We start from the raw sequence: 25,384 nt of genomic DNA on the forward strand, positions 1-25,384 counted from the left end.
GTGCCTTGCGCAGCGAAATCAAGGAGGAGGGGCGAAGCCCCGGGGGACATTCGCGGAGCAAGGTACCCCGTCGGCGGGAGCGCGCCCTGAAGCACCCAGGCCCAGCACCCCATAGATCACAAGGTTGTTAAGAATCGACTTTTGAGTCGTTTGACCTTGGCCTTCGCACTCCTACAGTGGTGGTTATCGCCATCAAGGAAGATGGAATGACCAACGTACAACAGGAGCCGAACCGCATGTCCGTGGAAGTTGAAGATGTCATCGCCTTGCCGCCCGCTCTCGAACAGGCGCGCGCGCAAGCCATCGAAAAGAACTGGCCCTACGCCGGCGGCGTGACGCCCCCCGTGGCCTGGCAGTTGGTACAGGACGGCCACGCCCTGCTCGTGGACGTGCGCTCCGGCGAAGAACGCAAGTTCGTCGGCCACGTGCCCGACAGCCTGCACGTGGCCTGGGCCACAGGCACCGCGCTCACCCGCAACCCGCGCTTCGTGCGCGAGCTCGAAGCCAAGGTGGCGAAGGACGGCGGCAAGGAGGCCGTGGTGCTGCTGTTGTGCCGCAGCGGCAAGCGCTCCGCACTGGCGGCCGAAGCTGCGGCCAAGGCCGGCTTCACGCAGGTGTTCAACGTGCTCGAAGGCTTCGAGGGCGAGATCGATGCGCGGCAGCATCGCGGCGGGTCCGACGGCTGGCGTTTCCATGGCCTGCCGTGGGTGCAGGACTGAACCCACACCGATAGAAACACACGGGAGGAAAACACACATGGCTCAATTCGAAGTGAGTGACATCGTGCGCGCCCTGCACGAGGTGCGTGACGAGTGGCGCGATTCGCAGCGCCGTTCGCGCGAGCCCGGGGCGCGCGAGTTTCCGTCGCGCGATGCGCTGGCGCAGATCGTCGAATCGCTCAAGGGCGCGCTCTTTCCGATGCGGCTGGGCCCGCCGGATCTGCGCCACGAGAGCGAGGATTTCTACGTGGGCCACACGCTCGACGCCGCCTTGCAGGCGCTGCTGGTGCAGGCCCGGCTCGAGCTGAACTTCAACGCACGGCTGGCACCGCGCCCCGCGAGCGAGATCGATGCCGCGGCCACCGAAGCGGTGCGCCAGTTCGCGAACGCGCTGCCGGGCCTGCGCCGGCTGCTCGACAGCGACGTGCTCGCGGCCTACCAGGGCGACCCCGCGGCGCGCAGCGTCGACGAGGTGCTGCTGTGCTATCCGGGCGTGCTGGCGATGATTCATCACCGCCTCGCGCACCGGCTCTACGAGCTCGGCCTGCCGCTGCTCGCGCGCATCGTCGCCGAGCTGGCGCATGCGCAGACCGGCATCGACATCCACCCGGGCGCGACCATCGACGCGGGCTTCTTCATGGACCACGGCACGGGCGTCGTGATCGGCGAGACGGCCGTCATCGGCAAGCGCGTGCGGTTGTACCAGGCCGTCACGCTCGGCGCCAAGCGCTTCCCCACCGACGCCGAAGGCAACCTGCAGAAGGGCCTGCCGCGCCACCCGGTGGTGGAGGACGACGTGGTCATCTACGCGGGCGCCACCATCCTGGGCCGCGTGACGCTGGGCAAGGGCGCAGTCATCGGCGGCAACGTGTGGATCACCGACGACGTGAAGCCCGGTGCCAGCGTCACGCAGGCCAGCCTGCAGAACAACAGCGCACCGAAGGCGGGCAGCGTATGAAAGCCTTCGTCGAAGACTTCGGCGTCACCGTGCGCCAGCTGCGCGAAGGGCAGGGCTGGTCGCAGGAAGAGCTGGCCGAGCGTTCCGATCTGAACCGCTCGTACGTGGGCGAGATCGAGCGCGGGCGCGTGATCCCGTCGATCGTCACGGCGCAGAAGCTGGCCACCGCGCTGGGCATCAACATCGTCAACCTGCTCGCGCGTTGCGAGCAACTGGAGCAGTCGCGCCTTGCACGGCGGATCAACTTGGCGGCTATAGCCTGTTGAGGGGAAACCCGTGGTCGCCAGACACTGGCGATCACTTTTTCCTCAACCCACGGAGCCTTGATCCATGAGTGCAACAGTCGGTGGTACCACCGCCCTTGGCGACAACGCCGCCCGCCAGCTAGCCAACGCCACCAAGACCGTTCCCCAACTCGAGACCATCAGCCCGCGCTGGCTGACGCACCTGCTGCAGTGGGTGCCGGTGGAAGCGGGCATCTACCGCGTCAACAAGGTCAAGAACCCCGAGTCGATCAAGGTCACCTGCACCTCGCGCGAAGAAGAGAACCAGCTGCCGCGCACCTTCGTCGACTACGAAGAGAACCCGCGCGAGCACTACCTCAATGCCGTGAGCACCGTGCTCGACGTGCACACCCGCATCTCCGACCTGTACAGCAGTCCGCACGACCAGATCAAGGAGCAGCTGCGCCTGACGATCGAGACGATCAAGGAGAACCAGGAGAGCGAGCTCATCAACAACCCCGACTACGGCCTGCTGGCGCAGGTGAGCGAAGAGCAGCGCATCTTCCCGCTGACCGGCGCGCCCACGCCCGACGACCTGGACGAGCTGCTGACCAAGGTGTGGAAGGAGCCCGCGTTCTTCCTCACGCACCCGCTGGCCATTGCCGCGTTCGGGCGTGAAGCCACGCGCCGTGGCACACCGCCGCCCACGGTGAGCCTGTTCGGTTCGCAGTTCATCACCTGGCGCGGCATTCCGCTGATTCCGTCGAACAAGGTGCCGGTGGCCGATGGCAAGAGCAAGATCCTCTTGCTGCGCGTGGGCGACAAGCGCCAGGGTGTGGTGGGCCTGTTCCAGCCGGGCCTGTCGGGTGAGCAGAGCCCGGGGCTGTCGGTGCGCTTCATGGGCATCAACAACCACGCGATCGCGTCGTACCTGATCTCGCTGTACTGCTCGCTCGCGGTGCTGACCACCGACGCGCTGGCCGTGCTCGACGACGTCGAGATCGGCAAGTACCACGACTATCCCGACACCTACAAGTAAGCCGCGGTGAGCAGCACACCCACGTTCCCGGGCGAGGCGCCGTTCGATCCGGCCGTTCTCGCGCGCATGGCCAGCGCCATGTTCTCCGCGCCGCCGGGCGCGCAGTTTCCCGCCAACATCGCACCGCCGGGCTCGCCGCTGGTGAGCCCCGCCGGCTTCGGGCCGAGCGTGCCGGGCACGCCGATCCCGCAGGGGCAGATTCCGGGCGCCAATGTGCTGCCGGCATCGCCCACGCAGCTGCCGTCGCTCGCGAACCGCGCGCCGGCCTTGCTGCCGCATGCGGTGGCGGGCAACGGCGTGCCTGACACGGTGCTGTCGGTGGCGCCGGCCTTCGAGCCGCGTTCGGGCGGCGTGGTGCAGGGCGTGCCGCAGCAGGTGGGGGCGCCTGCGTCGCCGCAGGCCGCCTCCGCATCGCCGTTCTACTTCCTGAACCACAGCTACGGACATCCGACGGCAGGCACCGCCAGCGATGGCTTTGCGATCCACGATCCGTTCGCGGGCCTTGCCGCGCCGACGGCGCAGCCCGCATTACCGCCGAGCCCACCTGCGGCACCGGCCGGACGCGATGCGCAGTTCTACTTCGTCGATGTGGTGCGCCTGCCCAGCGGCTTCGTCACGCCGGCCAAGCCCGATCCACGTGGCTCCGACGCAGTGCCGCAGGCCGGCAGCGGCCAACATCCGCCGTTCGACGTGCACGCCGTGCGCCGCGATTTCCCGATCCTGCAGGAGCGCGTGAACGGCAAGCAGCTCGTGTGGTTCGACAACGCCGCCACCACGCACAAGCCGCAGTCGGTCATCGACCGCATCGCGTACTTCTACGAGCACGAGAACTCGAACATCCACCGCGCGGCGCATGAACTGGCCGCGCGCGCGACCGATGCCTACGAAGGCGCACGCGAGCGCGTCCGCAAGTTCATCAATGCGCCGGAAGTCGAAGAGGTGATCTTCGTGCGCGGCACCACCGAGGCCATCAACCTCGTGGCCAAGAGCTGGGGCGGCCAGCACGTGGGCGAGGGCGACGAGATCATCGTGTCGAACCTCGAGCACCACGCCAACATCGTGCCGTGGCAGCAGCTCGCCGCCGCCAAGGGCGCGAAGCTGCGCGTGATTCCGGTGGACGACTCGGGCCAGGTGCTGCTCGACGAATACCGCAAGCTGCTGAACGACCGCACGAAGATCGTCGCCGTCACGCAGGTCTCGAACGCGCTGGGCACCGTGGTGCCGGTGAAGGAGATCGTCGAGCTGGCCCATCGTGCGGGTGCCAAGGCGCTGGTCGACGGCGCGCAATCGGTCTCGCACATGCGCGTGGACGTGCAGGACATCGGCGCCGACTTCTTCGTGTTCTCCGGCCACAAGGTGTTCGGCCCGACCGGCATCGGCGTGGTCTGGGGCAAGCGCGAGGTGCTCGAGGACATGCCCCCGTGGCAGGGCGGTGGCAACATGATTGCCGACGTGACCTTCGAGAAGACCGTGTTCCAGCCGATCCCGAACAAGTTCGAGGCCGGCACCGGCAACATCGCCGATGCCGTGGGCCTGGGCGCGGCCATCGACTACGTGAACAAGGTCGGCATCGAGAACATCGCGCGCTACGAGCACGACCTGCTGGTGTACGGCATGGCGCAACTGGGCGCGATTCCCGGCGTGCGGCTGATCGGCACGGCGGCCGACAAGGCGAGCGTGATGTCCTTCGTGCTCGACGGCTACACCACCGAAGAGGTGGGCCACGCGCTCAACGACGAGGGCGTCGCCGTGCGCACGGGGCACCACTGCGCGCAGCCGATCCTGCGGCGCTTCGGCGTCGAGACCACGGTGCGGCCGTCGCTGGCGTTCTACAACACCTTCGACGAGATCGACCGGCTGGTGACGGTGGTGCGGCGGCTCGCAGGCCAGCGGCGCACGCGCTGAGCCGGCTCAGGGCTTCGATGCCAGGTGCTGCCTGAAGAAGGCGAGCACCTTGGCATTGAAGTCGGCGTGGAAGGCGACGCGGTCGAAGCCGCCGGCATCGCTGCAGATCTCCGGCAAGGCCTTGGCCATGGCCGGCGCGCAGGGCGCCAGGAAGGCGAAGTGCGCGGTGTTTGCGGGCACGTACCAGTCCGGCGCGGAAGGCAGGTTGCGGCGAACCGCTTCGACGTCGTCCAGCGTCACCCCGTCGCCGCCGCGCGCGGAAGCCCAGAGCTGGACGGGCACCGTGACCTGCTTCAGCCTCTCGGCATCGAAAAAGCTCAACGGATCGACGATCACCGCCGCCTTGATGCGCGCATCGCGCACCGGCGGCGCGGGCAGTTCCTGACGCTGGATCTGGCCGCAGAACGGAATCTTCGAGGCCGGCGTGCAAAAGCGCAGGCCCAGCTTGAAGTCGGGCACCGCGCCCGTCGCCACGAGGCCGGTGTAGCCGCCGCGCGAGAAGCCGAAGAAGCCGACCCGGTCGGCGGCGATCTTCGTGTGGCCGGGCCACGTCTTGAGCATGTGATCCGCCAGCCGGCGCATGTCGACGGGCCGCGCGGCAAATGTCGAGAGATGGCCCCGGCGCTCCATGTCCTGGAAGTTGTCGTTCGGATGGTTGATGGCGGCGACCACGAAACCCGCGTCGGCCAGCGCCACCGCCGTGTCGTGGTGGCCGAGGAACGAGCCGCCCGAGCCGTGCGACATCAGCACCAGCGGCAGCCCCGTGCCGGCGACAGGGCAGTCCTTGGTGGCCGAGATGGCGATCAGGCCGAACGCGATCTCGCCGGGCGCCGCCTCGCAAGGCGTCCACACCGCGCCGCGCAAGGCCGGTCCGTCCTTGTCGGCCGGCACCTCGATGAAGCTGAAGCCCGCGGCATGGCTCCATGCGGCAGACAGGCAGAGGGCGGCGAGCAGGGCAAGGCGATGCAAGGTCATGGCGCGCAAGGATTCGAGGGCTGAACGGGCCGCCAGTGTGCCGCCTCCGGCCCCGCGCCGCCAGCCCGTTTTGCGTCGTGCGATGCGGGCGCGCTATGCTCTGTCGCTGTCCATCACGCTGCTTGTCTTCGCATGTCCCAGCCTCAGGTTTCTTCTTCCGGTGCTCCTTCTTCTGTCAGCGATTCCTGCGATGTGTTCGTGATCGGCGGCGGCCCCGCGGGTTCGACCGTCGCGGCGCTGCTGGCGCAGCAGGGGCGCAGGGTGGTGCTGGTCGAGAAAGAGCACCACCCGCGTTTTCACATCGGCGAGTCGCTGCTGCCCGCGAACGTCGAGCTGTTCGACAGGCTCGGCGTGCGTGACCAGGTCGAGAAGATCGGCATGCCGAAGTTCGGCATCGAGTTCGTCTCGCCCGAACATGAGCACCGCAGCTATGTGGAGTTCGCCGAAGGCTGGGACAAGTCGCTCGACTCCGCCTGGCAGGTGCGCCGCTCCGAGCTCGACGAGCTGCTGTTTCGCAACGCCGCCACGCGCGGCGCCCAGGCCTTCGAGGGTTGCAAGGTGCGCGACGTGGCCTTCGACGCCGACGGCGCCACCGTGCAGGCCGTGATGGACGACGGTGCCAAGCGCAGCTGGCGCGCGCGCTTCGTGATCGACGCCACGGGCCGCGACACGCTGCTGGCCAACAAATTCCGCTGCAAGCAGAAGAACCCCGACCACAACAGCACCGCGCTGTTCGGCCACTTCACGAACGCCGAGCGGCTCGAGGGCAAGAAGGAAGGCAACATCAGCATCTGCTGGTTTCCGCATGGCTGGTTCTGGTTCATTCCGCTGGCCGACGGCACGACCAGCGTGGGCGCGGTGTGCTGGCCCTACTACCTGAAGACGCGCGAAAAATCGCTGAAGGAATTCTTCTACGACACCATCGCGCTGTGCCCGGTGCTGGCCGACCGCCTGAAGAACGCCACCCTGGTCGACGACGCGGTGCACGCCACGGGCAACTTCTCGTACTCGAGCACGCACGCCACGGGCGACAACTACCTGCTGCTGGGCGACGCTTTCACCTTCATCGACCCGATGTTCTCCTCGGGCGTGTACCTGGCGATGCACAGCGCCTTCGACGGCGCCGAGCTGGTGGCCACCGCGCTCGACCAGCCGGCCGAGTTGGCCCGCGCCCGCGAAGGCTTCGAGGCCATGATGCGCAAGGGTCCGCGCGAGTACTCGTGGTTCATCTACCGCGTGACCAACCCGACCATCCGCGACATGTTCATGTACCCCGGCAACCCGTTCCGGGTGAAGGAAGCGCTGATGTCGCTGCTGGCCGGCGACATCTACAAGGGCACGCCGATGTGGGGCGCGCTGCGCATGTTCAAGGTGCTGTACTACGGCATCTCCCTGGCCAACTTCCGCCGCACCTGGGCGGGGTGGAAGCGCCACCGCTTCAACATCCGCGACATGGGGGCGTTGAAGGGGGAGACGATCCTGAAGTCGGACTAGGCGCGCCCAGAGGCGGGTTCGCGTCGCGGGGCTACCAGCCCGTCAGGCCGGTACGGGCAGACGCCCACGCGGTGTTCGATGCGCGCAACGTCGCCACCGCATGCGCCACCCCCAGCTGCGGGCTGCTGAGCACATCGACCCCGAGGTCCGCCAACAACCCCGTCACCGGCGCCATCGACGCCTGCGCCAGCACGATCACGTCGGTCCCGTCGGCTGCGGCGCGGATCGATTCGGCCAGCGTGGTCACGTAGCGGGCGATGTCGCCGGACTGGAAATGCACCCAGGCATCGTCGACCAGCAGCGTGCTGGCACGGATGCCGACGCCGGCTTGCCGCGCGGCTGAAAGCACGAGCGACAGGGTCGGGTCGATGGTGCTTTCGACGGCGCCGACGATCAGCACGCGTGGGCCGTTGCGCACGGCGCGGTCGGCCATGGCGCGGTCGATGCGCAGGGCGGCGAAGGCGCCGCCGGTGGCGGTCTTTTCGGCGATGCCGCCGATGGTCGAGCAGGTGCACACGACCACCGAGGCGCCGTCCGAGGCGGCGTCGCGCATGGCTTCGTGGACGCGCGCCACCAGGCCGGCGTGGTCGACGCCCAGGGTGCGCGCATCGGCGAGCAGCTCTTCCATCACCAGGTGCTGCACGCGCAGCTCGGGCGCGATCTCGCGGGCCAGGCTGCCGAAGGTCTGCACATGCACCTGCGCGGTATGGAGGAAGGCGAGCGTGTCGGCCATGACGTGGCTGCCGTTCAACCGGCTTCGCGGGCGCGCCGGAACTCGTAGGCCTTCAGGTGCACGTACGCCGTGCGCAGCACCGACGGTGTGGCCGATGCGGTGCGCGGCGCGCGGGCCAGCAGGTCGCCCAGGATGTGGTCGGCCTCGACGCGCGCGCCGCGGGCCATGTCCTTGTACATGGAGGCGGTCATGGGCGAGCCGGCGGTCGTGACCACCGCGCGGCCGCGCGTGATGGCGCCGGGCCGTGGGGCAAAGCCGTTGTGGGCGGCGATGGCGCAGCACTCGTCGAAGATCGCAAGCGCCACGTCTTCGCCGCCGGCGGCCACGATGTCGCCGATGGAGGCGTGCATGAGGCTGGTGAGGCCTGCGGCCGAGGCGATGAAGACCCACTTCTCCCACATGTCCTGCGCGATGGTCTCGCTCGCGGTGGCCGTGAAGTTCGCGCCGGCGAACTGGGCCGCGATGGCGTCGATGCGCGGCGAGCGCCCGCCCGCGCGTTCGCCGTAGCTCAGGCTGTGCATGTCGTTCAGGTGCTGCACGCGGCCCTCGTCGTCGAGCGTGGCGGAGATCATGCACAGGCCGCCGAGCACGCGCGCCTCGCCGAAGCGCGCGACCAGCCGGTCGATGTGGCCCAGGCCGTTGAGCAGCGGGAGGATGACGGTGTCGGGCCCGACGGCGGGCGCGAACGAATCCATGGTGGCGTCGAGGTCGTAGGCCTTGCAGCCGACCACGACCACGTCGTACGGCCCGGCGATCTGCGGGGCCAGCACGTGCTTCGGCGTGGGCAGGTCGAGGTCGCCGAAGGGGCTGCGCACCACGAGCCCGGTCGTGGCCAGCTGGGCCGCGCGGCCGGGACGCAGTAGAAAGGTCACATCGCGGCCTGCCGCGAGCAGGCGTGCGCCGAAGTAACCACCGAGTGCTCCCGCACCCACCATCAGGAATCGCATCGCGCGCTGCCTCCGAAGAAACTGAAGATCGGAAGCGATGATGCCCCGGATCGCGCGCGGCCGCCTCAGGGGTGTTGCGAGGTCGCCAGTCGCTCGCGGGCAAAGGGCCGCAGGTCGAGGCCGTGTGCGTTCTCGCGGCCCAGCACGCGGTCGGCGATGGCGTCGCCCAGCCCGGCCGAGTGCTTGAAGCCGTGGCCCGAGCAGGCCGAGACGATCAGCACATTCGGCAGGCCGTCGAGCGCGTCGATCACGAAGCGGCGGTCGGGCGTGACGGTGTACATGCAGGCGCGGGCCTTGAGCGCGTGCCCCGCGATCTGCGGAAAGCGCCCGGCCACGCGGTGGCGGTACATGGCGGCGCTTTCTTCGGCGCTCACCTCGCGGTCGAGCGCGTCGGGCGTGGTGGCGTCGACGTACTGCTCGGTGGCGACCTTCAGCGCGGGCTGCGACGCGTCGGAGGCCGGAAAGCCGTACATGTAGTCTTCCTGCGCGTCGCCGAACATCCAGATGAAGATCGGGAAGCGCCCAGGCGCGAAGTCGGCCGCGGCGGCGGGGCCGGTGTCGAACCAGTGCATCACCTGGCGGTGCACCGAGAAGTGCGCCTGCCAGTCGGTGCGCGCCTGCCGGCCGAGGAACTCGGGCAGCCAGGCGCCGGCTGCGACCACCACCTGGTCGGCGGTGAAGCTCGCGGTCTCGGTGCGCACGCGCACGGTGTCGCCGTTGCCCACGGGCTCGACGCCCAGCACGCGCTCGCCGGTGCGGGTCTGTGCGCCGTCGGCGCGGGCCACGGCGAGCTGGGCGGCGATGGCGTCTTCGGGGCGCACGAAGCCGGCGTCGCGTTCGAGGTAGCCGATCTCGTCGCCCTGCAGGTGGAACTGCGGGTAGCGCGCGCGGATGCCGGCCGCGTCGAGCACCTCGTGCGCGATGTCGAAGCGCTCGGCGCAGGCGATGGTGCGGCGCACGAAGTCGGACTTGCCGTGGTGTTCGGCCACGCGGTCGCGCGGCGCGAGGATGAGGCCACCGGTGGTGGTCATCAACGGGCGGCCGGTGCGCGCCTCGAGCTCGCGCCAGATGGCGTGCGAGCGGTGCACCAGCGGCACGTATTCGTCGCCTTCGCCGACGGCCAGCCGCGTGATGCGCGAGTCGCCGTGCGAGGAGCCGCGGTCGTGCGGCGGCGCGAACTGGTCGATGCCGAGCACGCGCGCGCCGCGTTGCGAGAGCCGGTAGAGGGTGGCCGCGCCGAGGGCGCCCAGGCCGATGACGATCGCGTCGTAGTGGGTAGGAGAACGGGTCACGGGGCGAGAGGTTTCGTCGTCACACAAGGTTCAGGTCGAGAAACGCATCCTTCACCGCGATGGGCTGGGGAATGAGCTTCAGCTGCGCGAACACGTCGGCCAGGCCCTGCTGTTCGCGGGCGATGGCGGGCGTGGGCGCCACGACGCCATAGTGCCGCCGTTCGGTCGCCAGCGCCAGCACCTTGGGCTCGACCTTCAGCTGCGGCGCGAGCGTGGCCACCACCTCGCCGGGGTGGGCCTGGGCCCAGTCGTTGGCCTTGCGCAGCTCGGCGAACACGGTGCGCAGCGTGTCGGCGTTGGCGCGCGCGAAGGCGGGCTGCGCGAAGTGGTAGGTGCGGTTGCCGCTCAGGCCGGTGCCGTCGAACAGCAGGCGCGACTCGGTCGCCACCTGCGCGCCGGCCAGGAACGGGTCCCACAGGCCGATGGCCGCGACGCTGCCCGACTGGTAGGCGGCCACGGTGTCGGAGGCCGTGACGATGTAGACCGGCTCGATGTCTTCGTAGCGCAGGCCCGCGGCTTCGAGTGCGCGGATCAGCACGTACTGCGTGTTGTAGCCGCGGCCGGTGACGACCTTCTTGCCCTTGAGGTCGCGCACGTTGCGGATCGGCGAGTCGCGCGGCACCAGGAAGCCGACGCCGCCGGGGTAGGGGCTTTCGGCCGCGAGGTAGGCCAGGCCCTTGCCGCTGGCCTGCTGGAACACGCCGATGCCGTCGGAGGCGTGGCCGAAGTCGATGGCGCCGGCCGCCAGCGCTTCCGACAGCTGGCTGCCGCCGAGGAACTCGCGCCACTCGACGTTCACGCCGGCCGGCGCGAGCGCCTTCTCGAGCTGGCCCGTGCCCTTGAGGATGTTGAGCGTGTTGAACTTCTGGTAGCCGATGCGCAGCGTGCGGGCGCGCGTCTGCGCGAACAGCGGGGCCGACGCGGCCACGGCGGCAGCGCCGACGCCGGCGCGAAGCAGAAGGCGCCGGGAGACGGCGGGCGAGGAAGAGCGTGGGAAGTGCATGAGAAGAGCGGGGCCGCGTCGCGCGGCCGAAGAAGAAAAAAGCAGTCAGTCGGAAGGCAGAGGCTGGCCACTCTAGGGATCGATGCCTTCGCGCGCCACGAAGCTTTTGTCATTTGTTCATGCGCAACTCATCGCTGCATATGCAAGCGGAAATTGCTTCGTTGGCGCCGCACGCGGCGCTGCCTAGAGTCGCGCTCTCTTTTTCCACTTCCAGCGAAGCGCAGGCATGACCCGCAACACCCACTCTTTCACCGTTTCCAGCCTGGCCCTGGCAATCGGCGCTCTCACCACCCTGGGCAACATCGCCTGGGCCGACAAGCTCGACGACATCCGCAAGGCCGGCGTGCTGCGCGTGGCCGCGTTCGACGGCAACCCGCCCTTCGGCTACATCGATCCGGCCAGCAAGAAGCAGGTGGGCCACGACATCGACCTGGCGACCGAGTTCGCGAAAAGCCTGGGCGTGAAGATCGAACTGGTGCCGACCAACCCGGCCAACCGCATTCCACTGCTCACCTCGGGCAAGGCCGACGTGGTGTTCGCCAGCTTCACCATCACCGACGAGCGCGCCAAGGCGGTGGACTTCACCACGCCGTACTTCCTGGTCGGCCAGCAGTTCCTGGCGAAGAAGGGCGTGCTGAAGGAGGCCGCGCAGATCAAGGACATCCGTATCGGCACCGAGAAGGGCACGACGATGGAGTCGAACCTGCGCAAGAACTACCCCGACGCCAAGGTCGTGCTCTACGACGATTCGCCCTTTGCGCTGGCTGCGCTGCGCAACGGCAACGTGCAGGCCATCACCAACGACGGCGTGAAGCTCACGGCGCAGTGGAATGCGATTCCCGACAAGGAGAAGTACGAGATCCCGGCGATCACGGTGTCGAAGGAATACCTCGGCGCGGCCGTGGCCAAGGGCGAGACGCGCCTGCTCGAGACGCTCAACGCCTGGCTGGTCGACAGCGAGAAGAACGGCCGCGCCGTGGCGATCTATGACACCTGGTTCGGCCCGAACAGCAAGGCGCCGCTGCCGCGCCTGCTGAAGATCGGCGACCAGCGCGTGGCTGCCAATTGATGGGGCACGCAACGACCGGATCGATGCGGCCTTGAGCGATTTCCTGCGCGAGCACCTGCTCGCGCCCCATTACCTCGGCTGGCTGCTCGACGGCTGGCTCGTGACCGTGGGCGCTTCGCTGCTGGTGGCGGCGGGCGCCACGCTGCTGGGTGTCGTCGTGGCGGCGGGGCGCTCGTCGAGCCGGCCCGCGTGGCTGCGCGTGAGCGGCGCGTACGTCTCGCTGTTTCGCAACACGCCGCTGCTGGTGCAGCTCTTCTTCTGGTACTTCGGCGCGCCCAGTTTGTTGCCCGAGGCGCTGCGCGAAGGGCTGCTGGCGGGACGTTTCATTTCATTCGAGCTGTTGTCGGCGCTGTTCGGGCTCACGCTGTATGCGGCGGCCTACGTGGGGGAGGACATCCGCTCGGGCATCCGCGGCGTGCCCGAGGGGCAGACGCTGGCGGCGCAGGCGCTGGGCTTCACGCGCGCGCAGGTGCTGGCGCAGGTGGTGCTGCCGCAGGCGCTGCGCATCGCGTTGCCGCCGCTGCTGGGGCAGTACATGAACATCGTCAAGAACACCTCGCTCGCGATGGCCGTGGGGCTGGTCGAGCTGTCGTACGCCTCGCGCCAGGTCGAGGCGGAAACCTTCAAGACCTTCCAGGCCTTCGGGGTGGCGACGCTGCTCTACATCGTGACCATCGGCGCGATCGAGCTGCTGGCGGCGTGGGCTGCGCGTCGGCAATCGGCGGTGCCGGGGAGGGCGGCAGCATGAGCGACGCGCTGCACATGCTGTGGGACAGCCTGCCGTACCTGCTGTGGGGCGCCTTTCCGCAGGGCGAGCTGGGCGGTGCGGCGCTCACGGTGCTGCTCAGTGCCGGCTCGGGCATCGCGTCGGCGGTGCTGGGACTGGCGTGGGGCATCGGGCTGGCCATGGCGCGGGGGCCGCTCAAGCGCGTGCTGATGCTGGGGCTGGCGTTCCTGCGCGCGATCCCGGTGCTGATGCTGATCTTCTGGACCTACTTCCTGCTGCCGTTCGCGCTGGGTGTGAGCGTGCCGGGCGTGCTGTCGGTGATGTGTGCGTTGTCGCTGGTGGGCGGCGCTTACCTGGCGCACGCGGTGCATGCGGGCATCCGCGGCATTGGGGCGGGGCAGTGGGCAGCGGGGCTGTCGCTCGGGCTCACGCGCTGGGGCACGCTGCGCCACGTCGTGCTGCCGCAGGCGCTGCGGATGATGCTGCCGTCGTTCGTCAACCAGTGGGTCACGCTCGTGAAAGACAGTTCGCTGGCCTACGTGGTGGGCGTGGGCGAGCTGTCGTTCGTGGCTTCGCAGGTGAACGCGCGCACCATGGTCTATCCGGCGGAGATCTTCGTGCTGGTGGGCGCGATCTACTGGTTGCTGTGCACCGGGCTGGACCGGCTGGCCCACGGGGTCGTGCGCCGCGCGCAGGCGGGTGCGCCGGTTGTCATGAACTTTTCTGGAAAAGGTCTTGAGCGCTTCGCATAATCGTCCCGGTCATTCCGACAGCCTTTTCCATTTCAAGGAGTTCCACCCATGGCACAGACCCGGATCGCCGTCATCGTCGGCAGCCTGCGCAAGGATTCGTTCAACCACAAGCTGGCCCTGGCGCTGGCGCATCTCGCGCCGTCGGACTTCACGTTCGAGACCCTGCGCATCGACGACCTGCCGCTGTACAACCAGGACGACGACGGCAACCAGGCCGCGCAGGTGAAGCGCCTCAAGAGCGAAGTGGCCGCCGCGCAGGGCGTGCTGTTCGTCACGCCCGAATACAACCGCTCGATCCCCGGCGTGCTGAAGAACGCCATCGACCACGCCTCGCGCCCCTATGGCCAGAGCGTCTGGGCCGGCAAGCCGACCGGCGTGCTCGGCATCTCGGTGGGCGCCATCGGCACCGCGCTGGCGCAGCAGCACCTGCGCAACATCCTGGCGTATCTCGACGCACCCACGATGGGCGGCCCCGAGGTCTTCCTGCAGGCCAAGGAAGGCCTGTTCGACGACAAGGGCCACATCGGCAACGAAGGCACGCAGAAATTCCTGCAGGGCTGGATGGACAAGTACGTGGCGTGGGTCAAGGCCCATTCCGCGGCCTGATCGCAAGGCAATCGCCCATGAAAAAGCCGCCCCAAGGGCGGCTTTTTCATTCCGGTGTCGGAGCCATCTAGCTGTTGCACAAGATTCCTCGCCCCTCAGAACGAGGGGTTTCTTCGGGACCGCTAGTGGAGCGATTTAAGCCCGACCACGCCCATGACAATAAGCCCAATGCAAAGTAGCCGGAGTGCCGAAGCCGACTCTCCCAAGAGAGCCATGCCCACAATCGCTGTTCCGACCGCACCGATGCCTGTCCACACGGCGTAGGCAGAACCGACTGGCAAATGCCTCAGCGAGAAGGTGAGCAGTGACAGGCTGCCGAGAAGCGAAGCGATCGTGCCTGCCAACACCCAAGGGCGGTCGAATCTTGTGGCCGATTTCAGCCCGACGGCAAATAGGATTTCGAGTCCCCCAGCAGCGAAAAGCGCTAACCATGCGGTCGCCGCATTCATGATTGGGCCCATTCGGCTGCGAGTCGCATGCGCAAGATCAAGGGCACAGAAGCAACACGGTGCTTTGAGCGACCAACGTGAAAGGACACTTTGCTGCTGAACAGGCAGAAGTGAGCGGCCTGTTGGTCCGTCAAGTGAAATCCGACATACAAGACGAGCACAGATGCTGTGCCGTGCTCAAACGCGCGCTTACTGAGTTGGCCTCTTACTGCATGCCCACAGAAAACCAGATCCGTTGCCTGCTCGGCATCGGTTTGTTGGGCACGTCGAGAAGCTGAGGAAACTTCTTGTTGACCAGTCGTGGGATCGAATGTGATGCGCGCCATCAGTTCGTTGCGTGCAGGAGCCATCGCAACGTAGTTGCTGATTTCATTCTCAATCGCTGCTTCTCGGAGTCCTTGTGCACGCAAGGCCTCCTGGCCCTGCAGCCAAAGCGACTCCTTGGTTTCGAAGCTGACGGCGTATGGAGGCCTTGTCGGCAAGCTGCGAGCGGCTCGGAGATCAAGAAGCCGTTGGCTGTGCGTACCGCGTGCCTGCTCAAACTGCCTCCGTGACAGGGGCTGTGACCCTCTCGGTGAGCGCTGAGTTTCGGTCACTTCAGTTCGCAAGGAGCTTGCCATTGAAGACGATACGGAAGGTCCGCACAGTCAGTAGCGACAGAGCCGCGGTGAGCAGGATCAGCAAGCCCCAGGCAAGCCACGTCAGGGGCTGTGATGACTGCACGGACGCATATTTGAGTGCAGCGTTGACGAGCGCGGCAAGGGGGAAGCTGATCGCCCACCAAGCGGGACCGAATGCAATGCCCGGCCGAAACACTTTGGGCGCCAGAACCAGGAACAGGAAGAGGCCGAAATAAAAGAGCATTGCGGCGAAGGCGTCGACTTCGCCTGTGAGATTGGTGTAGGCGAGGAAGCCAACCTCAAACGGAGCCACGAGAATCATCAGAGAAGGCGTCATGGCCGCAGCGAGCGGCTCTCGCTGCACGAGTCTCACAACGATCATCGTGAACATCACCAAGGCGAGGGCCGTGCCAATGCCGGCAGCGACACGCAAAGTCTCGGCGGAGCCCGGTAGATCGGTGTAGGCGAAGGTCACGGCAATGTCCAGCGCGGCAACACCGGGAATCAACCAGGCAGGCACGGCGTGCGAGGGGTCACCCCCGCCGGATAGCAGCCGGGAAACGACGACGTAGCTCACCAGGAGTGTCGTGACGGTGCCAACGATCCACAACACCAGTCCCACCTGCCCGAAGTAGTGGCCCAGTACGGCCGACTGCAGCAACAGCGAGATGGTGATTGTTCCGAAGAAGTTGCCAGCGATGGGGTGGCGGAACTCGGCCAGGACAGCGTCGGGATGCTTCACCAGCTTGAAAAGATACGCGACCGTGATGGCCAGAAAAACGAGGCTGGAAAAGATGCTCAGGGCATCCGCGACTTGCGGGCCAAAGCCAAGAGACTGGGTGGCCAGGCGCCAACCCAGTGCAAGGCCTGAGAGGCCCATGACAGCTCCGAAAAGGTTGACAGGAAGATTTCGGATGGAACCAGTTACTGCAGGGCGGGACTGCTGTTCAGCAGAGAGGAGATCGGCGGTCATTTGTTGCTCCGTATGTTGGCGGAAAGTGCCATGTACGAAAGTTTCCGCCAACAGGCGAGGGCGCGGGCTGCAGTCCTCCGCTCTTTTCTGCCAATGTTCAAGCAGATACAGCCGACCTCGTTACAGCATGGTCAAACCCCGTGGCTTGAATTGCCAATCCCGTGAGATCCCGCCAAACTTCCGGCACGGCGCGCCCATGGCGTGCATGACGGAGCCACCCCGATGCGTATCGCCATCCTTGCTTTCCCACGTGTTCAGCTGCTTGATGTTGTCGGCCCGGCTGACATCTTTGCCGAGGCTTCGAGGCAGCTGGGAGATCCGCGCGCGTACCGTGTGCAGGTCATCGCCCCAGATGAAGGGGCACTCAAGAGCAGCAGCGGGCTGCGTCTGATGATCGATGCCACGATTGCCAGCCATCGAGGTGCGATCGACACGTTGCTGGTTGCGGGGAGTCCAGATGTGCACAGCGTGACGGGCAACGAAGCGCTCAAGACGTGGCTTCGCCAGCAATGTGGGAGGGTGCGACGCATCGGGTCGGTTTGCAGCGGTGCCTTTGTGTTGGCGGCAGCCGGTCTTCTGAGCGGAAAGAAGGTGGCCACGCACTGGAATGCAGCAGACCGACTTGCCGCGGACTATCCAACTACAGACGTTGACGCTGACGCAATATTCGTGAGAGATGGGAATCTCTACACATCGGCGGGCGTATCTGCTGGAATGGATCTCGCGCTCGCTCTGGTCGAGGAAGATCATGGGCGCGATCTCGCACTTCGCGTGGCTCGCGAGATGGTGATGTTTCTGAAGCGCCCCGGGGGCCAGTCCCAGTTCAGTGCGCACCTCGCGGCCCAGACCGCCGAGCGTTCCGCAATTCGTGAGATTCAAGACTTCGTCCTGGGCAACCTCCGGGCCGACCTCAGCGTGCCTGCGCTCGCCCTGCAAGCAAAGATGAGTGAGCGGAACTTTGCGCGGATTTTTCGACTTGAGGCTGGCATGACGCCTGCAGACTATGTCGAGAGCGTTCGAATCGACGCAGCGCGCAGGCGCATCGAGGAGTCAAACGTTTCGTTGAAGGGTTTGGCCGACGAAGTAGGCTATGCCAATGGGGACGGCCTTCGCCGCGCGTTTCACCGGCGGCTCGGGGTCGGACCTGCGGACTACCGCAAAAGATTCTCCAGCTGAAGCTCTTGGGTCTGCAGAAGGTAGCGCACCGTGAACGCTCGATTGGCCCAGACAGCTCTACGCTGCATGGGCTCAACCAAGCGGCAATGACATCCAGCTTCTTAAGCGACTGGTTCTGTTGGCTTTTGCATCAGCCAGACAAGTCCGTTCCGGCCGTGGAAGCTTCAGGCGGCTTGCGCGACGTTCTTCTGGTTCGCAGCTTCGGTCGTGGCCACGAGGATGTCGGCGCGGGCGGCGGCCAGTGCGGCGGCCTTGGGCGCGTCACCCATCGCGATGCCTTCGGCGCGCACGAAGCGCACGTCGGTGATGCCGAAGAAGCCGAAGATCACCTTCAGGTAGCTCTCCTGGTGTTCCGCGGCCTGGCCACCTTCGGAGGTCGAGTAGATGCCGCCGCGGCTCGAGGCCACGATCACGGTCTTGCCACCGGCCAGGCCGACGGGGCCCTTCTCGGTGTACTTGAAGGTGCGGCCGGCTTGCGCGAGGCGGTCGATCCAGGCCTTGAGCTGGGTCGGGATGGTGAAGTTGTACAGCGGCGCGCCGAGCACGACGACGTCGGCGGCCAGGAACTGGCTCACCAGCTTTTCCGACAGGGCGTTCTCGCGCAGCTGCGCTTCGGTCGGCTGGGCCTGCACGCCGGTCTTGATGCCGAGGGCGTCGACGCCGAAGTGCGAGGGCGCGTCCACGGCGAGGTCCAGGTACTCGACCTGGGTGTCGGGGTGGGCGGCGCGCCATGCGGCGACGGTTTCGGCGGTCAGCTGGCGCGAGGTGGAGCCGGCGGCCAGGATGCTGGAGTCGATGTGGAGCAGCTTCATGTCAGTCAATCACTTTCTGTGCAAGGTGTCGGCGCTGAGAAGTGGCCGGCGTTGGGAGAATTCTATTTTTGATGTGAGTGACTGATAAGTAGCCAAAATTTGATCAGATCGTTCTGTTGGTAGGACAATAAAGCCATGCAAGACCTCAACGACATGGTGTTCTTCGCCGAGGTGGCCGAGCGGGGCGGCTTTGCCGCCGCCAGCCGGGCGCTGGGCATTCCCAAATCGCGGCTGTCTCGGCGCGTGGCCGAGCTCGAGGAACGGCTGGGCGTGCAGCTGATGCAGCGCAGCACGCGGCGCCTGTCGCTCACGCCGGCCGGCGAGATCTACTTGCGGCATGCCTCGGCCATGCGCGACGCGGCCCAGGCGGCGGCCGAGGCGGTGGCGCAGGTGCAGACCGAGCCGAGCGGGCTGGTGCGGCTGACCTGCCCGGTCACCATCTCGCACAGCGGGCTGGCGCAGCTGATGCCGGTGTTCATGGCGCGCCACCCGGCGGTGCGCGTCGACATGCGCGTCATCAACCGACCGGTGGACCTGATCGAGGAGGGCATCGACATCGCGCTGCGCGTGCGCCCCACCATCGAGGACAGCACGGTGCTGGTGGCCAAGACCTTCGGCCACAGCCGCGGCGTGCTGGTCGCGAGCCCGGCGCTGCTGGCCAGCCAGGGCCCGGTCGACACGCCCGCCGACCTCGCGAAGCTGCCGACGGCGGCCATGTCGGTCAACGGGGAGGGGCGCTCGGAGTGGCGCCTCGAAGGCCCGGAAGGCCGCAGCCACGTGCATGTGCACACGCCGCGCTACGTGGCGGACGACCTGGCCACGCTGCAGTTCGGCGCGCTGGGCGGCGTCGGCGTGACCCTGCTGCCCGACTACATGTGCAGTGCCGACATCGAGGCGGGCCGGCTGGTGCGGGTGCTGCCCGGCTGGGGGCCGTCGCCGGTGGTGGCGCACATGGTGTTTCCGGCGCGGCGGGCGCTGGTGCCGGCGGTGCGGCGGCTGATCGACTTCCTGTCCGAACACCTGCAAAGCGAGCAGATGCGGATGTTCTGAGGCAGATTGCTATCTAAAAGATAGCGTCATAGTGGGCCTGCGCAGGTTCTATATGCGAAAAACGTCATATCCAAACAAACAGATATTCGTTTGCCATTGAAGCAGCGGTTCGCACAATCCAGGGCTTCACCCCCTCCTTGGAGCGACCATGGCAACCCTGCGACTCGGCGACACCGCCCCCAATTTCACCCAGGACTCCAGCGAAGGCCCGATCGACTTCTACCAGTGGGCCGGCGATTCGTGGATCGTGTTCTTCTCGCACCCGGCCGATTTCACGCCCGTGTGCACCACCGAACTCGGCAAGACGGCGGCGCTGTCGGGCGAGTTCGCCAAGCGCGGCGTGAAGCCCATCGCGCTGAGCGTCGACCCGGCCACCAAGCACAAGGAGTGGATCGGCGACATCAACGAGACGCAGAACACCACCGTCAACTTCCCGATCATTGCGGACGCCGACCGCAAGGTGGCCGACCTGTACGACCTGATCCACCCGAACGCCTCGACCACGGCCACGGTGCGCAGCGTCTACATCATCGACCCCAAGAAGGTCATCCGCACCACCATCACCTACCCGGCGTCGACCGGCCGCAACTTCGACGAGATCCTGCGCGTGATCGACTCGCTGCAGCTCACCGACAGCCACAAGGTCGCCACGCCCGTGAACTGGAAGGACGGCGATGACGTCGTCATCGTGCCGAGCATCCAGGACCCGGCCGAGCTGGCCGAGCGCTTCCCCAAGGGCTTCAAGGCCGTCAAGCCTTACCTGCGCATCACGCCGCAGCCCAACAAGTAAGAAGCCGCAGGACCGCGCCGTCATGCAGACTCGTGTCGTCATCGTGCCCGGTTGGCGCGACTCCGGGCCCGGCCATTGGCAGAGCCTGTGGGAAGAACGCATTCCGGGCGCGGCGCGGGTGGCGCAGGACGACTGGGCCTCGCCCAAGCGCGACGCCTGGGTGCCTGCGCTGGCCAAGCTCGTGCTCGAAAGCGAAGGTCCCGTGGTCATCGCGGCGCATAGCCTGGGCTGCATCGCCACGGCGCACCTGCCGCCCGAGGCCGCCGCCCGCATCCAGGGCGCGCTGCTGGTGGCGCCGGCCGACCCCGAGCGCCGCGCGGTGCTGTCCGACTTCGCGCCCGTGCCCTACGCGGCGCTGCCGTACCGCAGCATCGTGGTGGCGAGCAGCAACGATCCTTATTGCCCCATCCGCCTTGCCGGCGCCTACTCGCGCGCCTGGGGCAGCGAGTTCGTGCGCATGCAGAATGCGGGGCACATCAACATCGATTCGGGGCACGGAGACTGGCCGCTCGGCCTGGCCCTGCTGCAATCGTTGACCGACGAACCCGCCGCCTGGTCGGCCGGTCGTGAATTTTCAGACAACCTGGCAACCACATGACTTCCAGAATCAAGACCTTCGCTGCCGTGCTCGCGCTGGCGTCCTCCGCACTCGCCGGCAACACGGCCTTTGCCCAAGGCACGGGCCTGCTGAACGCCTCGTACGACGTGGCGCGCGAGTTCTACAAGGACTACAACGCGGCCTTCGTGGCGAACTACAAGAAGACCACGGGCAAGGACGTCAAGATCGACCAGTCGCACGGCGGCTCCAGCGCCCAGGCGCGCGCCGTGGCCGACGGCCTCGATGCCGACGTGGTCACCATGAACACCTCGACCGACATCGACTTCCTGGCCAACGCCGGCGTGGTCGCCAAGGACTGGAACAAGAAGTTTCCCGAGAACGCATCGCCCACCACCTCGACCATGCTGCTGCTGGTGCGCAACGGCAACCCCAAGGGCATCAAGGATTGGGACGACCTGGTCAAGCCGGGCGTGCAGGTCGTGATCGTCAACCCCAAGACCGGCGGCAACGGCCGCTACGCCTACCTGGCCGCCTGGGGCTACATCAAGAAGAAGGGCGGCACCGACGCCCAGGCCGCCGAGTTCGTCGGCAAGCTGTTCAAGAACGTGCCGGTGCTGGCACGCGGCGGCCGCGACGCGACCACCGCCTTCCTGCAACGCAACATCGGCGACGCGCTGATCACCTTCGAATCCGAAGTGGTCTCGATCGACCGCGAATTCGGCACCGGCAAGGTCGACTCGGTCTACCCGTCGATCTCCATCGTGGCCGAGAACCCGGTCGCCATCGTCGAGCGCACCGTCAAGAAGAAGGGCACGGGCGAGCTGGCCAAGGCCTACCTCGACTGGCTGTACTCCGAAGAAGCGCAGGAAATCGCCGCCAAGCATGCGCTGCGCCCGCGTTCGCAGACCGTGCTCAAGAAGTACGCCTCGACCTTCAAGCCGCTGCAGCTGTTCACGGTGCAGGAACTGTTCGGCAGCCTGAGCGAAGCGCAGAAGGTGCACTTCAATGACGGCGGCCAGTTCGACAAGCTCTACACGCCCGGCGCGAAGTAAATGAGCGGCGCTGCTTCTTCGGCGCTCCCGGCAGCGGGAGCGCCTTTTTCACGTGCCAACCGGGCAGGGGGCGCCAAGCGCGTGCTGCCCGGTTTCCACATCACGCTCGGCTTCACGGTCTTCTATCTGTGCCTGATCGTGTTGATCCCGTTGTCGGCGCTGGTCTTCAAGACCTTCACGATGACCTGGGAGCACTTCTGGGTGTCGGTGACCGCGCCGCGCGTGATGGCCTCGTACCGCCTGACCTTCGGCGCTTCGCTGATTGCCGCCATGGTGAACGCGGTGTTCGGCCTGCTGGTGGCCTGGGTGCTGGTGCGCTACAAGTTCCCGGGCAAGCGCATCGTCGATGCGCTGGTCGACCTGCCGTTCGCGCTGCCCACGGCCGTGGCCGGCATCTCGCTCACGGCGCTGCTCGCGGGCAACGGCTGGATCGGGCAACTGCTCGAGCCGCACGGTATCAAGCTGGCGTTCACGCCGGCGGGCATCGTGATCGCGCTGATCTTCATCGGGCTGCCCTTCGTGGTGCGCACGGTGCAGCCGGTGCTCGAAGACGCCGAGAAGGAACTCGAAGAAGCCGCCACCTCGCTGGGCGCCACGCGCCTGCAGACCTTCACGAAGGTGATCTTCCCGTCGATCGCGCCCGCGCTGCTGACGGGCTTTGCGATGGCCTTCGCACGCGCCATCGGCGAGTACGGCTCCGTGATCTTCATCGCCGGCAACATGCCGATGATTTCCGAGATCACGCCGCTCATCATCATCGGCAAGCTGGAGCAGTACGACTACACGGGTGCCACCGCGGTCGCGTTGGTGATGCTGGTGCTGTCGTTCATCCTGCTGCTGGTCATCAACGGCCTGCAAGCCTGGCAACGCAAGCGCGCAGGAGCCTGACATGAGCGCACCTTCCAAGATCATCCGCCGCGCACAGGCCGGCACCACCGAGTCGGCCTGGGTCCGCTGGACGCTGATCGGCATCGCCCTCGTGTTCATGTTCCTGTTCCTCGTGCTGCCGCTGGCGGCCGTGGCGGTCGAGGCGCTGCGCAAGGGCCTCAACGCCTACCTCGAGGCGCTGAAGGAACCCGATGCGTGGAGCGCCATCCGCCTCACGCTCATCACCGCGGCCATCGCGGTGCCGATGAACCTCGTGTTCGGCGTGGCCGCGGCCTGGGCCATCGCCAAGTTCGAGTTCCGCGGCAAGGCCTTTCTCACCACGCTGATCGACCTGCCGTTCGCGGTGTCGCCGGTGGTGGCGGGCCTGATCTACGTGCTGGTGTTCGGCGCGCAGGGCTGGTTCGGCCCGTGGCTCGCAGAGCACGACATCAAGATCATCTTCGCCGTGCCCGGCATCGTGCTGGCCACCGTGTTCGTGACCTTTCCCTTCATCGCGCGCGAACTCATTCCGCTGATGCAGGCGCAGGGCACCGACGAGGAGCAGGCCGCCATCGTGCTCGGCGCGACCGGCTGGCAGACCTTCCGGCGCGTGACCTTGCCCAACATCAAGTGGGGCCTGCTGTACGGCGTGATCCTGTGCAATGCGCGCGCCATGGGCGAGTTCGGCGCGGTGTCGGTGGTGTCGGGCCACATCCGCGGCCAGACCAACACGATGCCGCTGCACGTCGAAGTGCTCTACAACGAATACCAGTCGGTGGCCGCCTTCGCGGTGGCCTCGCTGCTGGCGATCCTGGCGCTGGTCACCCTGGTGATCAAGTCGGTCATCGAGTGGCGCCATGAGCGCGAAATGAAAGCCATCGCCGAGCTGCCGCCCGAGCGTCCCCCCGAGCCTTCGGCGGCCTGAGAAGACGAGAGAACAAGACCATGAGCATCGAAATCCGCAACATCAGCAAGCAGTTCGGCGACTTCCGCGCGCTGAACAACGTGAACCTCGACGTCGAGTCGGGCGAACTGGTCGCGCTGCTCGGCCCCTCGGGCTGCGGCAAGACCACGCTGCTGCGCATCATCGCGGGCCTGGAAACGGCCGACACCGGCAGCATCCATTTTTCGGGCGAAGACACGACCGACGTGCACGTGCGCGAACGCCAGGTCGGCTTCGTGTTCCAGCACTACGCGCTGTTCCGCCACATGACCGTGTTCGAGAACGTGGCCTTCGGCCTGCGCGTGAAGCCGCGCAAGGAGCGCCCGAGCGACGCGCAGATCAAGGCCAAGGTGACCGACCTGCTCAAGCTGGTGCAGCTCGACTGGCTGGCCGACCGCTACCCGTCGCAGCTGTCCGGCGGCCAGCGCCAGCGCATCGCGCTGGCCCGCGCGCTGGCGGTGGAGCCCAAGGTGCTGCTGCTGGACGAACCCTTCGGCGCACTCGACGCCAAGGTGCGCAAGGAACTGCGCCGCTGGCTGCGCCGGCTGCACGACGAGCTGCACGTCACCTCGATCTTCGTCACGCACGACCAGGAAGAAGCACTCGAGGTGGCCGATCGCGTGGTGGTCATCAACAAGGGCCGCATCGAGCAGGTCGGTTCGCCGCAGGACGTGTGGGACAAGCCCGCGAGCCCGTTCGTCTACGGCTTCCTGGGCGACGTGAACCTGTTCCACGGCCGGGCCGACAACGGCGCGGTGCAACTGGACGGCATGCGCATCGACTCGCCCGAGCACAGCAGCGCGCGCGACGCCAAGGCGTTGGCCTACGTGCGCCCGCATGACCTGGATGTGACCCGCTACGTGTCGGGCGCCACCGGCATCGTCGCCACGCTGTCGCGCGCGATCGTGGTCGGACCGATCGCGCGGCTGGAACTTGAGCCCACCGAAACGAATCCAGATAATCCGGGCTCCGGAACCATCATCGAAGCGCAACTCCCTGCGCAACAGTTCCGCGACCTGGGCTTGAAGGAAGGCGACACCGTCGTCGCCAACCCCCGCAAGGCCAGGGTGTTCGTAGAAGAAGATTGGGTATCTCCTTGATCCATTGGTACTTCGGCGCGCCGCGCCGCGCGCTCGGGCTGATCTGCCTGGCCTGTGTCCTCATGCTGGCCTTCGGGCTGTATCTGCAGCACGTGGTCGGGCTCGAACCCTGCCCGATGTGCATCGTGCAGCGCTATGCGCTGATGCTGGTGGCGCTGTTCACCGGCCTGGCGGCGCTGTTCAACAGCCGCGGCCTGCAGGTGACGGGCGGGGTGCTGGCGCTGGCGGCGGCGGTGGGCGGTGCCTACACGGCGGCGCAGCAGAGCTGGCTGCAGTGGTATCCGCCCGAAGTCGTCTCGTGCGGGCGTGACCTGTACGGGATGATCGAGACCTTCCCGCTCAAGCGCGCGCTGCCGATGATCTTCCGCGGCGGCGGCGACTGTTCCAAGATCGACTGGTCGCTGTTCGGTCTGACGCTGGCGAACTGGTCGTTCATCGCGTTCACGGTGCTGGCGCTGTTGCTGCTCACCTTGCTCTTGCGCCGGCGCACCGCGCGCTGAGTTCTTTTTCAGTAGTTGTTGCGGGGGGGGGGGGGGGGGGGGGGGGGGGG

At 67.0% G+C, this 25,384-nt stretch carries 28 protein-coding genes; 19 read left to right on the plus strand and 9 right to left on the minus strand.

Annotated features, from left to right (window positions below; translation table 11 throughout):
• Window positions 1–236 precede the first annotated feature (236 nt).
• The 5 genes from AC07XP_RS18910 (at window position 237) to AC07XP_RS18930 (ending at window position 4,845) form a co-directional block, all read left to right on the plus strand.
• Window positions 237–719 (plus strand): rhodanese-like domain-containing protein, encoded by a 483-nt coding sequence (locus tag AC07XP_RS18910; RefSeq protein WP_062470259.1) that lies wholly within the window; start codon window positions 237–239, stop codon window positions 717–719.
• Window positions 720–756: 37 nt separating this feature from the next.
• Window positions 757–1,677 (plus strand): serine O-acetyltransferase EpsC, encoded by a 921-nt coding sequence (gene epsC, locus AC07XP_RS18915; protein WP_062470029.1) that lies wholly within the window; start codon window positions 757–759, stop codon window positions 1,675–1,677.
• Window positions 1,674–1,943, plus strand: coding sequence for a helix-turn-helix domain-containing protein (locus AC07XP_RS18920; RefSeq protein WP_062470032.1), 270 nt, complete (start codon window positions 1,674–1,676; stop codon window positions 1,941–1,943). Before epsC ends, AC07XP_RS18920 begins: the two co-directional genes overlap by 4 nt.
• A gap of 64 nt (window positions 1,944–2,007) precedes the next feature.
• Entirely contained in the window at window positions 2,008–2,940 is a 933-nt protein-coding gene (locus AC07XP_RS18925; RefSeq protein WP_042579703.1) for a family 2A encapsulin nanocompartment shell protein, read from the plus strand.
• Window positions 2,941–3,006: 66 nt separating this feature from the next.
• Window positions 3,007–4,845, plus strand: coding sequence for a family 2A encapsulin nanocompartment cargo protein cysteine desulfurase (locus AC07XP_RS18930; RefSeq protein WP_495265565.1), 1,839 nt, complete (start codon window positions 3,007–3,009; stop codon window positions 4,843–4,845).
• Between the two features lie 6 nt (window positions 4,846–4,851).
• On the opposite strand, the gene AC07XP_RS18935 is transcribed toward AC07XP_RS18930, so the two are convergent.
• On the minus strand, window positions 4,852–5,820 hold the full coding sequence (locus AC07XP_RS18935) for an alpha/beta hydrolase family protein (RefSeq protein WP_307635723.1): 969 nt from the start codon (window positions 5,818–5,820) through the stop codon (window positions 4,852–4,854).
• A 132-nt stretch (window positions 5,821–5,952) separates the two neighbouring features.
• Between AC07XP_RS18935 and AC07XP_RS18940 the strand changes: the two genes are divergently transcribed.
• Window positions 5,953–7,314, plus strand: coding sequence for an NAD(P)/FAD-dependent oxidoreductase (locus AC07XP_RS18940; RefSeq protein ID WP_307635724.1), 1,362 nt, complete (start codon window positions 5,953–5,955; stop codon window positions 7,312–7,314).
• 31 nt (window positions 7,315–7,345) lie between these two features.
• On the opposite strand, the gene AC07XP_RS18945 is transcribed toward AC07XP_RS18940, so the two are convergent.
• From AC07XP_RS18945 to AC07XP_RS18960, 4 genes are all read right to left on the minus strand, one after another.
• Window positions 7,346–8,047, minus strand: a complete 702-nt coding sequence (locus AC07XP_RS18945; RefSeq protein ID WP_307635725.1) for an aspartate/glutamate racemase family protein — start codon at window positions 8,045–8,047, stop codon at window positions 7,346–7,348.
• Between the two features lie 14 nt (window positions 8,048–8,061).
• Window positions 8,062–8,994 (minus strand): 2-dehydropantoate 2-reductase, encoded by a 933-nt coding sequence (gene panE / locus AC07XP_RS18950; RefSeq protein ID WP_495265545.1) that lies wholly within the window; start codon window positions 8,992–8,994, stop codon window positions 8,062–8,064.
• A 65-nt stretch (window positions 8,995–9,059) separates the two neighbouring features.
• The gene (gene solA, locus AC07XP_RS18955; RefSeq protein ID WP_495265546.1) at window positions 9,060–10,286 is read right to left on the minus strand and encodes an N-methyl-L-tryptophan oxidase; all 1,227 of its coding nucleotides are present in this window, start codon (window positions 10,284–10,286) and stop codon (window positions 9,060–9,062) included.
• Between the two features lie 19 nt (window positions 10,287–10,305).
• A complete protein-coding gene (locus AC07XP_RS18960; protein WP_495265547.1) occupies window positions 10,306–11,289 on the minus strand; it encodes an aliphatic sulfonate ABC transporter substrate-binding protein in 984 nt (327 codons plus the stop codon).
• Between the two features lie 226 nt (window positions 11,290–11,515).
• Here AC07XP_RS18960 and AC07XP_RS18965 point away from each other — a divergent pair, with 226 nt between their 5' ends.
• From AC07XP_RS18965 to AC07XP_RS18980, 4 genes are read left to right on the plus strand one after another with little or no spacing between them, the layout of a single operon-like run.
• On the plus strand, window positions 11,516–12,358 hold the full coding sequence (locus AC07XP_RS18965; protein ID WP_062470056.1) for a transporter substrate-binding domain-containing protein: 843 nt from the start codon (window positions 11,516–11,518) through the stop codon (window positions 12,356–12,358).
• Window positions 12,359–12,389: 31 nt separating this feature from the next.
• A complete protein-coding gene (locus AC07XP_RS18970) occupies window positions 12,390–13,106 on the plus strand; it encodes an amino acid ABC transporter permease (protein ID WP_495265548.1) in 717 nt (238 codons plus the stop codon).
• Complete coding sequence (locus AC07XP_RS18975) at window positions 13,103–13,837, plus strand: amino acid ABC transporter permease (protein WP_495265549.1); 735 nt, start codon at window positions 13,103–13,105, stop codon at window positions 13,835–13,837. Before AC07XP_RS18970 ends, AC07XP_RS18975 begins: the two co-directional genes overlap by 4 nt.
• A gap of 48 nt (window positions 13,838–13,885) precedes the next feature.
• Window positions 13,886–14,443 (plus strand): NADPH-dependent FMN reductase, encoded by a 558-nt coding sequence (locus AC07XP_RS18980; protein WP_062470062.1) that lies wholly within the window; start codon window positions 13,886–13,888, stop codon window positions 14,441–14,443.
• A gap of 122 nt (window positions 14,444–14,565) precedes the next feature.
• On the opposite strand, the gene AC07XP_RS18985 is transcribed toward AC07XP_RS18980, so the two are convergent.
• The 3 genes from AC07XP_RS18985 to AC07XP_RS18995 are packed head-to-tail and all read right to left on the minus strand — an operon-like array spanning window position 14,566 to window position 16,485.
• On the minus strand, window positions 14,566–14,904 hold the full coding sequence (locus AC07XP_RS18985; RefSeq protein ID WP_495265550.1) for a DMT family transporter: 339 nt from the start codon (window positions 14,902–14,904) through the stop codon (window positions 14,566–14,568).
• Complete coding sequence (locus AC07XP_RS18990; protein ID WP_495265551.1) at window positions 14,889–15,512, minus strand: DUF3501 family protein; 624 nt, start codon at window positions 15,510–15,512, stop codon at window positions 14,889–14,891. Before AC07XP_RS18990 ends, AC07XP_RS18985 begins: the two co-directional genes overlap by 16 nt.
• Window positions 15,490–16,485, minus strand: a complete 996-nt coding sequence (locus tag AC07XP_RS18995; protein WP_492727027.1) for an SLAC1 anion channel family protein — start codon at window positions 16,483–16,485, stop codon at window positions 15,490–15,492. Before AC07XP_RS18995 ends, AC07XP_RS18990 begins: the two co-directional genes overlap by 23 nt.
• Before the next feature lie 222 nt (window positions 16,486–16,707).
• On the opposite strand from AC07XP_RS18995, the gene AC07XP_RS19000 reads away from it, so the two are divergent.
• Complete coding sequence (locus tag AC07XP_RS19000) at window positions 16,708–17,661, plus strand: GlxA family transcriptional regulator (RefSeq protein ID WP_095747618.1); 954 nt, start codon at window positions 16,708–16,710, stop codon at window positions 17,659–17,661.
• Between the two features lie 164 nt (window positions 17,662–17,825).
• On the opposite strand, the gene AC07XP_RS19005 is transcribed toward AC07XP_RS19000, so the two are convergent.
• A complete protein-coding gene (locus AC07XP_RS19005; protein WP_095745444.1) occupies window positions 17,826–18,473 on the minus strand; it encodes an FMN-dependent NADH-azoreductase in 648 nt (215 codons plus the stop codon).
• 135 nt (window positions 18,474–18,608) lie between these two features.
• Between AC07XP_RS19005 and AC07XP_RS19010 the strand changes: the two genes are divergently transcribed.
• The 8 genes from AC07XP_RS19010 to AC07XP_RS19045 all read left to right on the plus strand — a co-directional run bounded on the left by AC07XP_RS19010 (window position 18,609) and on the right by AC07XP_RS19045 (window position 25,334).
• A complete protein-coding gene (locus AC07XP_RS19010) occupies window positions 18,609–19,523 on the plus strand; it encodes a LysR family transcriptional regulator (RefSeq protein ID WP_070060824.1) in 915 nt (304 codons plus the stop codon).
• A 148-nt stretch (window positions 19,524–19,671) separates the two neighbouring features.
• Window positions 19,672–20,313: a peroxiredoxin gene (locus tag AC07XP_RS19015; RefSeq protein WP_062470070.1), complete on the plus strand. Its 642-nt coding sequence runs from the start codon at window positions 19,672–19,674 to the stop codon at window positions 20,311–20,313.
• A gap of 22 nt (window positions 20,314–20,335) precedes the next feature.
• Window positions 20,336–20,911: an RBBP9/YdeN family alpha/beta hydrolase gene (locus tag AC07XP_RS19020; RefSeq protein ID WP_307590554.1), complete on the plus strand. Its 576-nt coding sequence runs from the start codon at window positions 20,336–20,338 to the stop codon at window positions 20,909–20,911.
• Entirely contained in the window at window positions 20,908–21,924 is a 1,017-nt protein-coding gene (locus AC07XP_RS19025) for a sulfate ABC transporter substrate-binding protein (RefSeq protein ID WP_495265552.1), read from the plus strand. The genes AC07XP_RS19020 and AC07XP_RS19025 overlap by 4 nt, the downstream gene beginning before the upstream one ends.
• Window positions 21,925–22,812 carry a sulfate ABC transporter permease subunit CysT gene (gene cysT / locus AC07XP_RS19030; protein WP_062470075.1) on the plus strand — a complete coding sequence of 296 codons (888 nt, stop codon included), beginning with the start codon at window positions 21,925–21,927 and terminating at the stop codon, window positions 22,810–22,812.
• 1 nt (window position 22,813) lies between these two features.
• Window positions 22,814–23,716: a sulfate ABC transporter permease subunit CysW gene (gene cysW, locus AC07XP_RS19035; RefSeq protein ID WP_495265553.1), complete on the plus strand. Its 903-nt coding sequence runs from the start codon at window positions 22,814–22,816 to the stop codon at window positions 23,714–23,716.
• A gap of 20 nt (window positions 23,717–23,736) precedes the next feature.
• Entirely contained in the window at window positions 23,737–24,834 is a 1,098-nt protein-coding gene (locus tag AC07XP_RS19040; RefSeq protein ID WP_062470081.1) for a sulfate/molybdate ABC transporter ATP-binding protein, read from the plus strand.
• Window positions 24,831–25,334 (plus strand): disulfide bond formation protein B, encoded by a 504-nt coding sequence (locus tag AC07XP_RS19045; protein WP_062470083.1) that lies wholly within the window; start codon window positions 24,831–24,833, stop codon window positions 25,332–25,334. The genes AC07XP_RS19040 and AC07XP_RS19045 overlap by 4 nt, the downstream gene beginning before the upstream one ends.
• The last annotated feature ends 50 nt before the right edge of the window (window positions 25,335–25,384 follow it).

The sequence above is a fragment of the Variovorax sp. GW531-E2 genome (genome assembly GCF_059423125.1).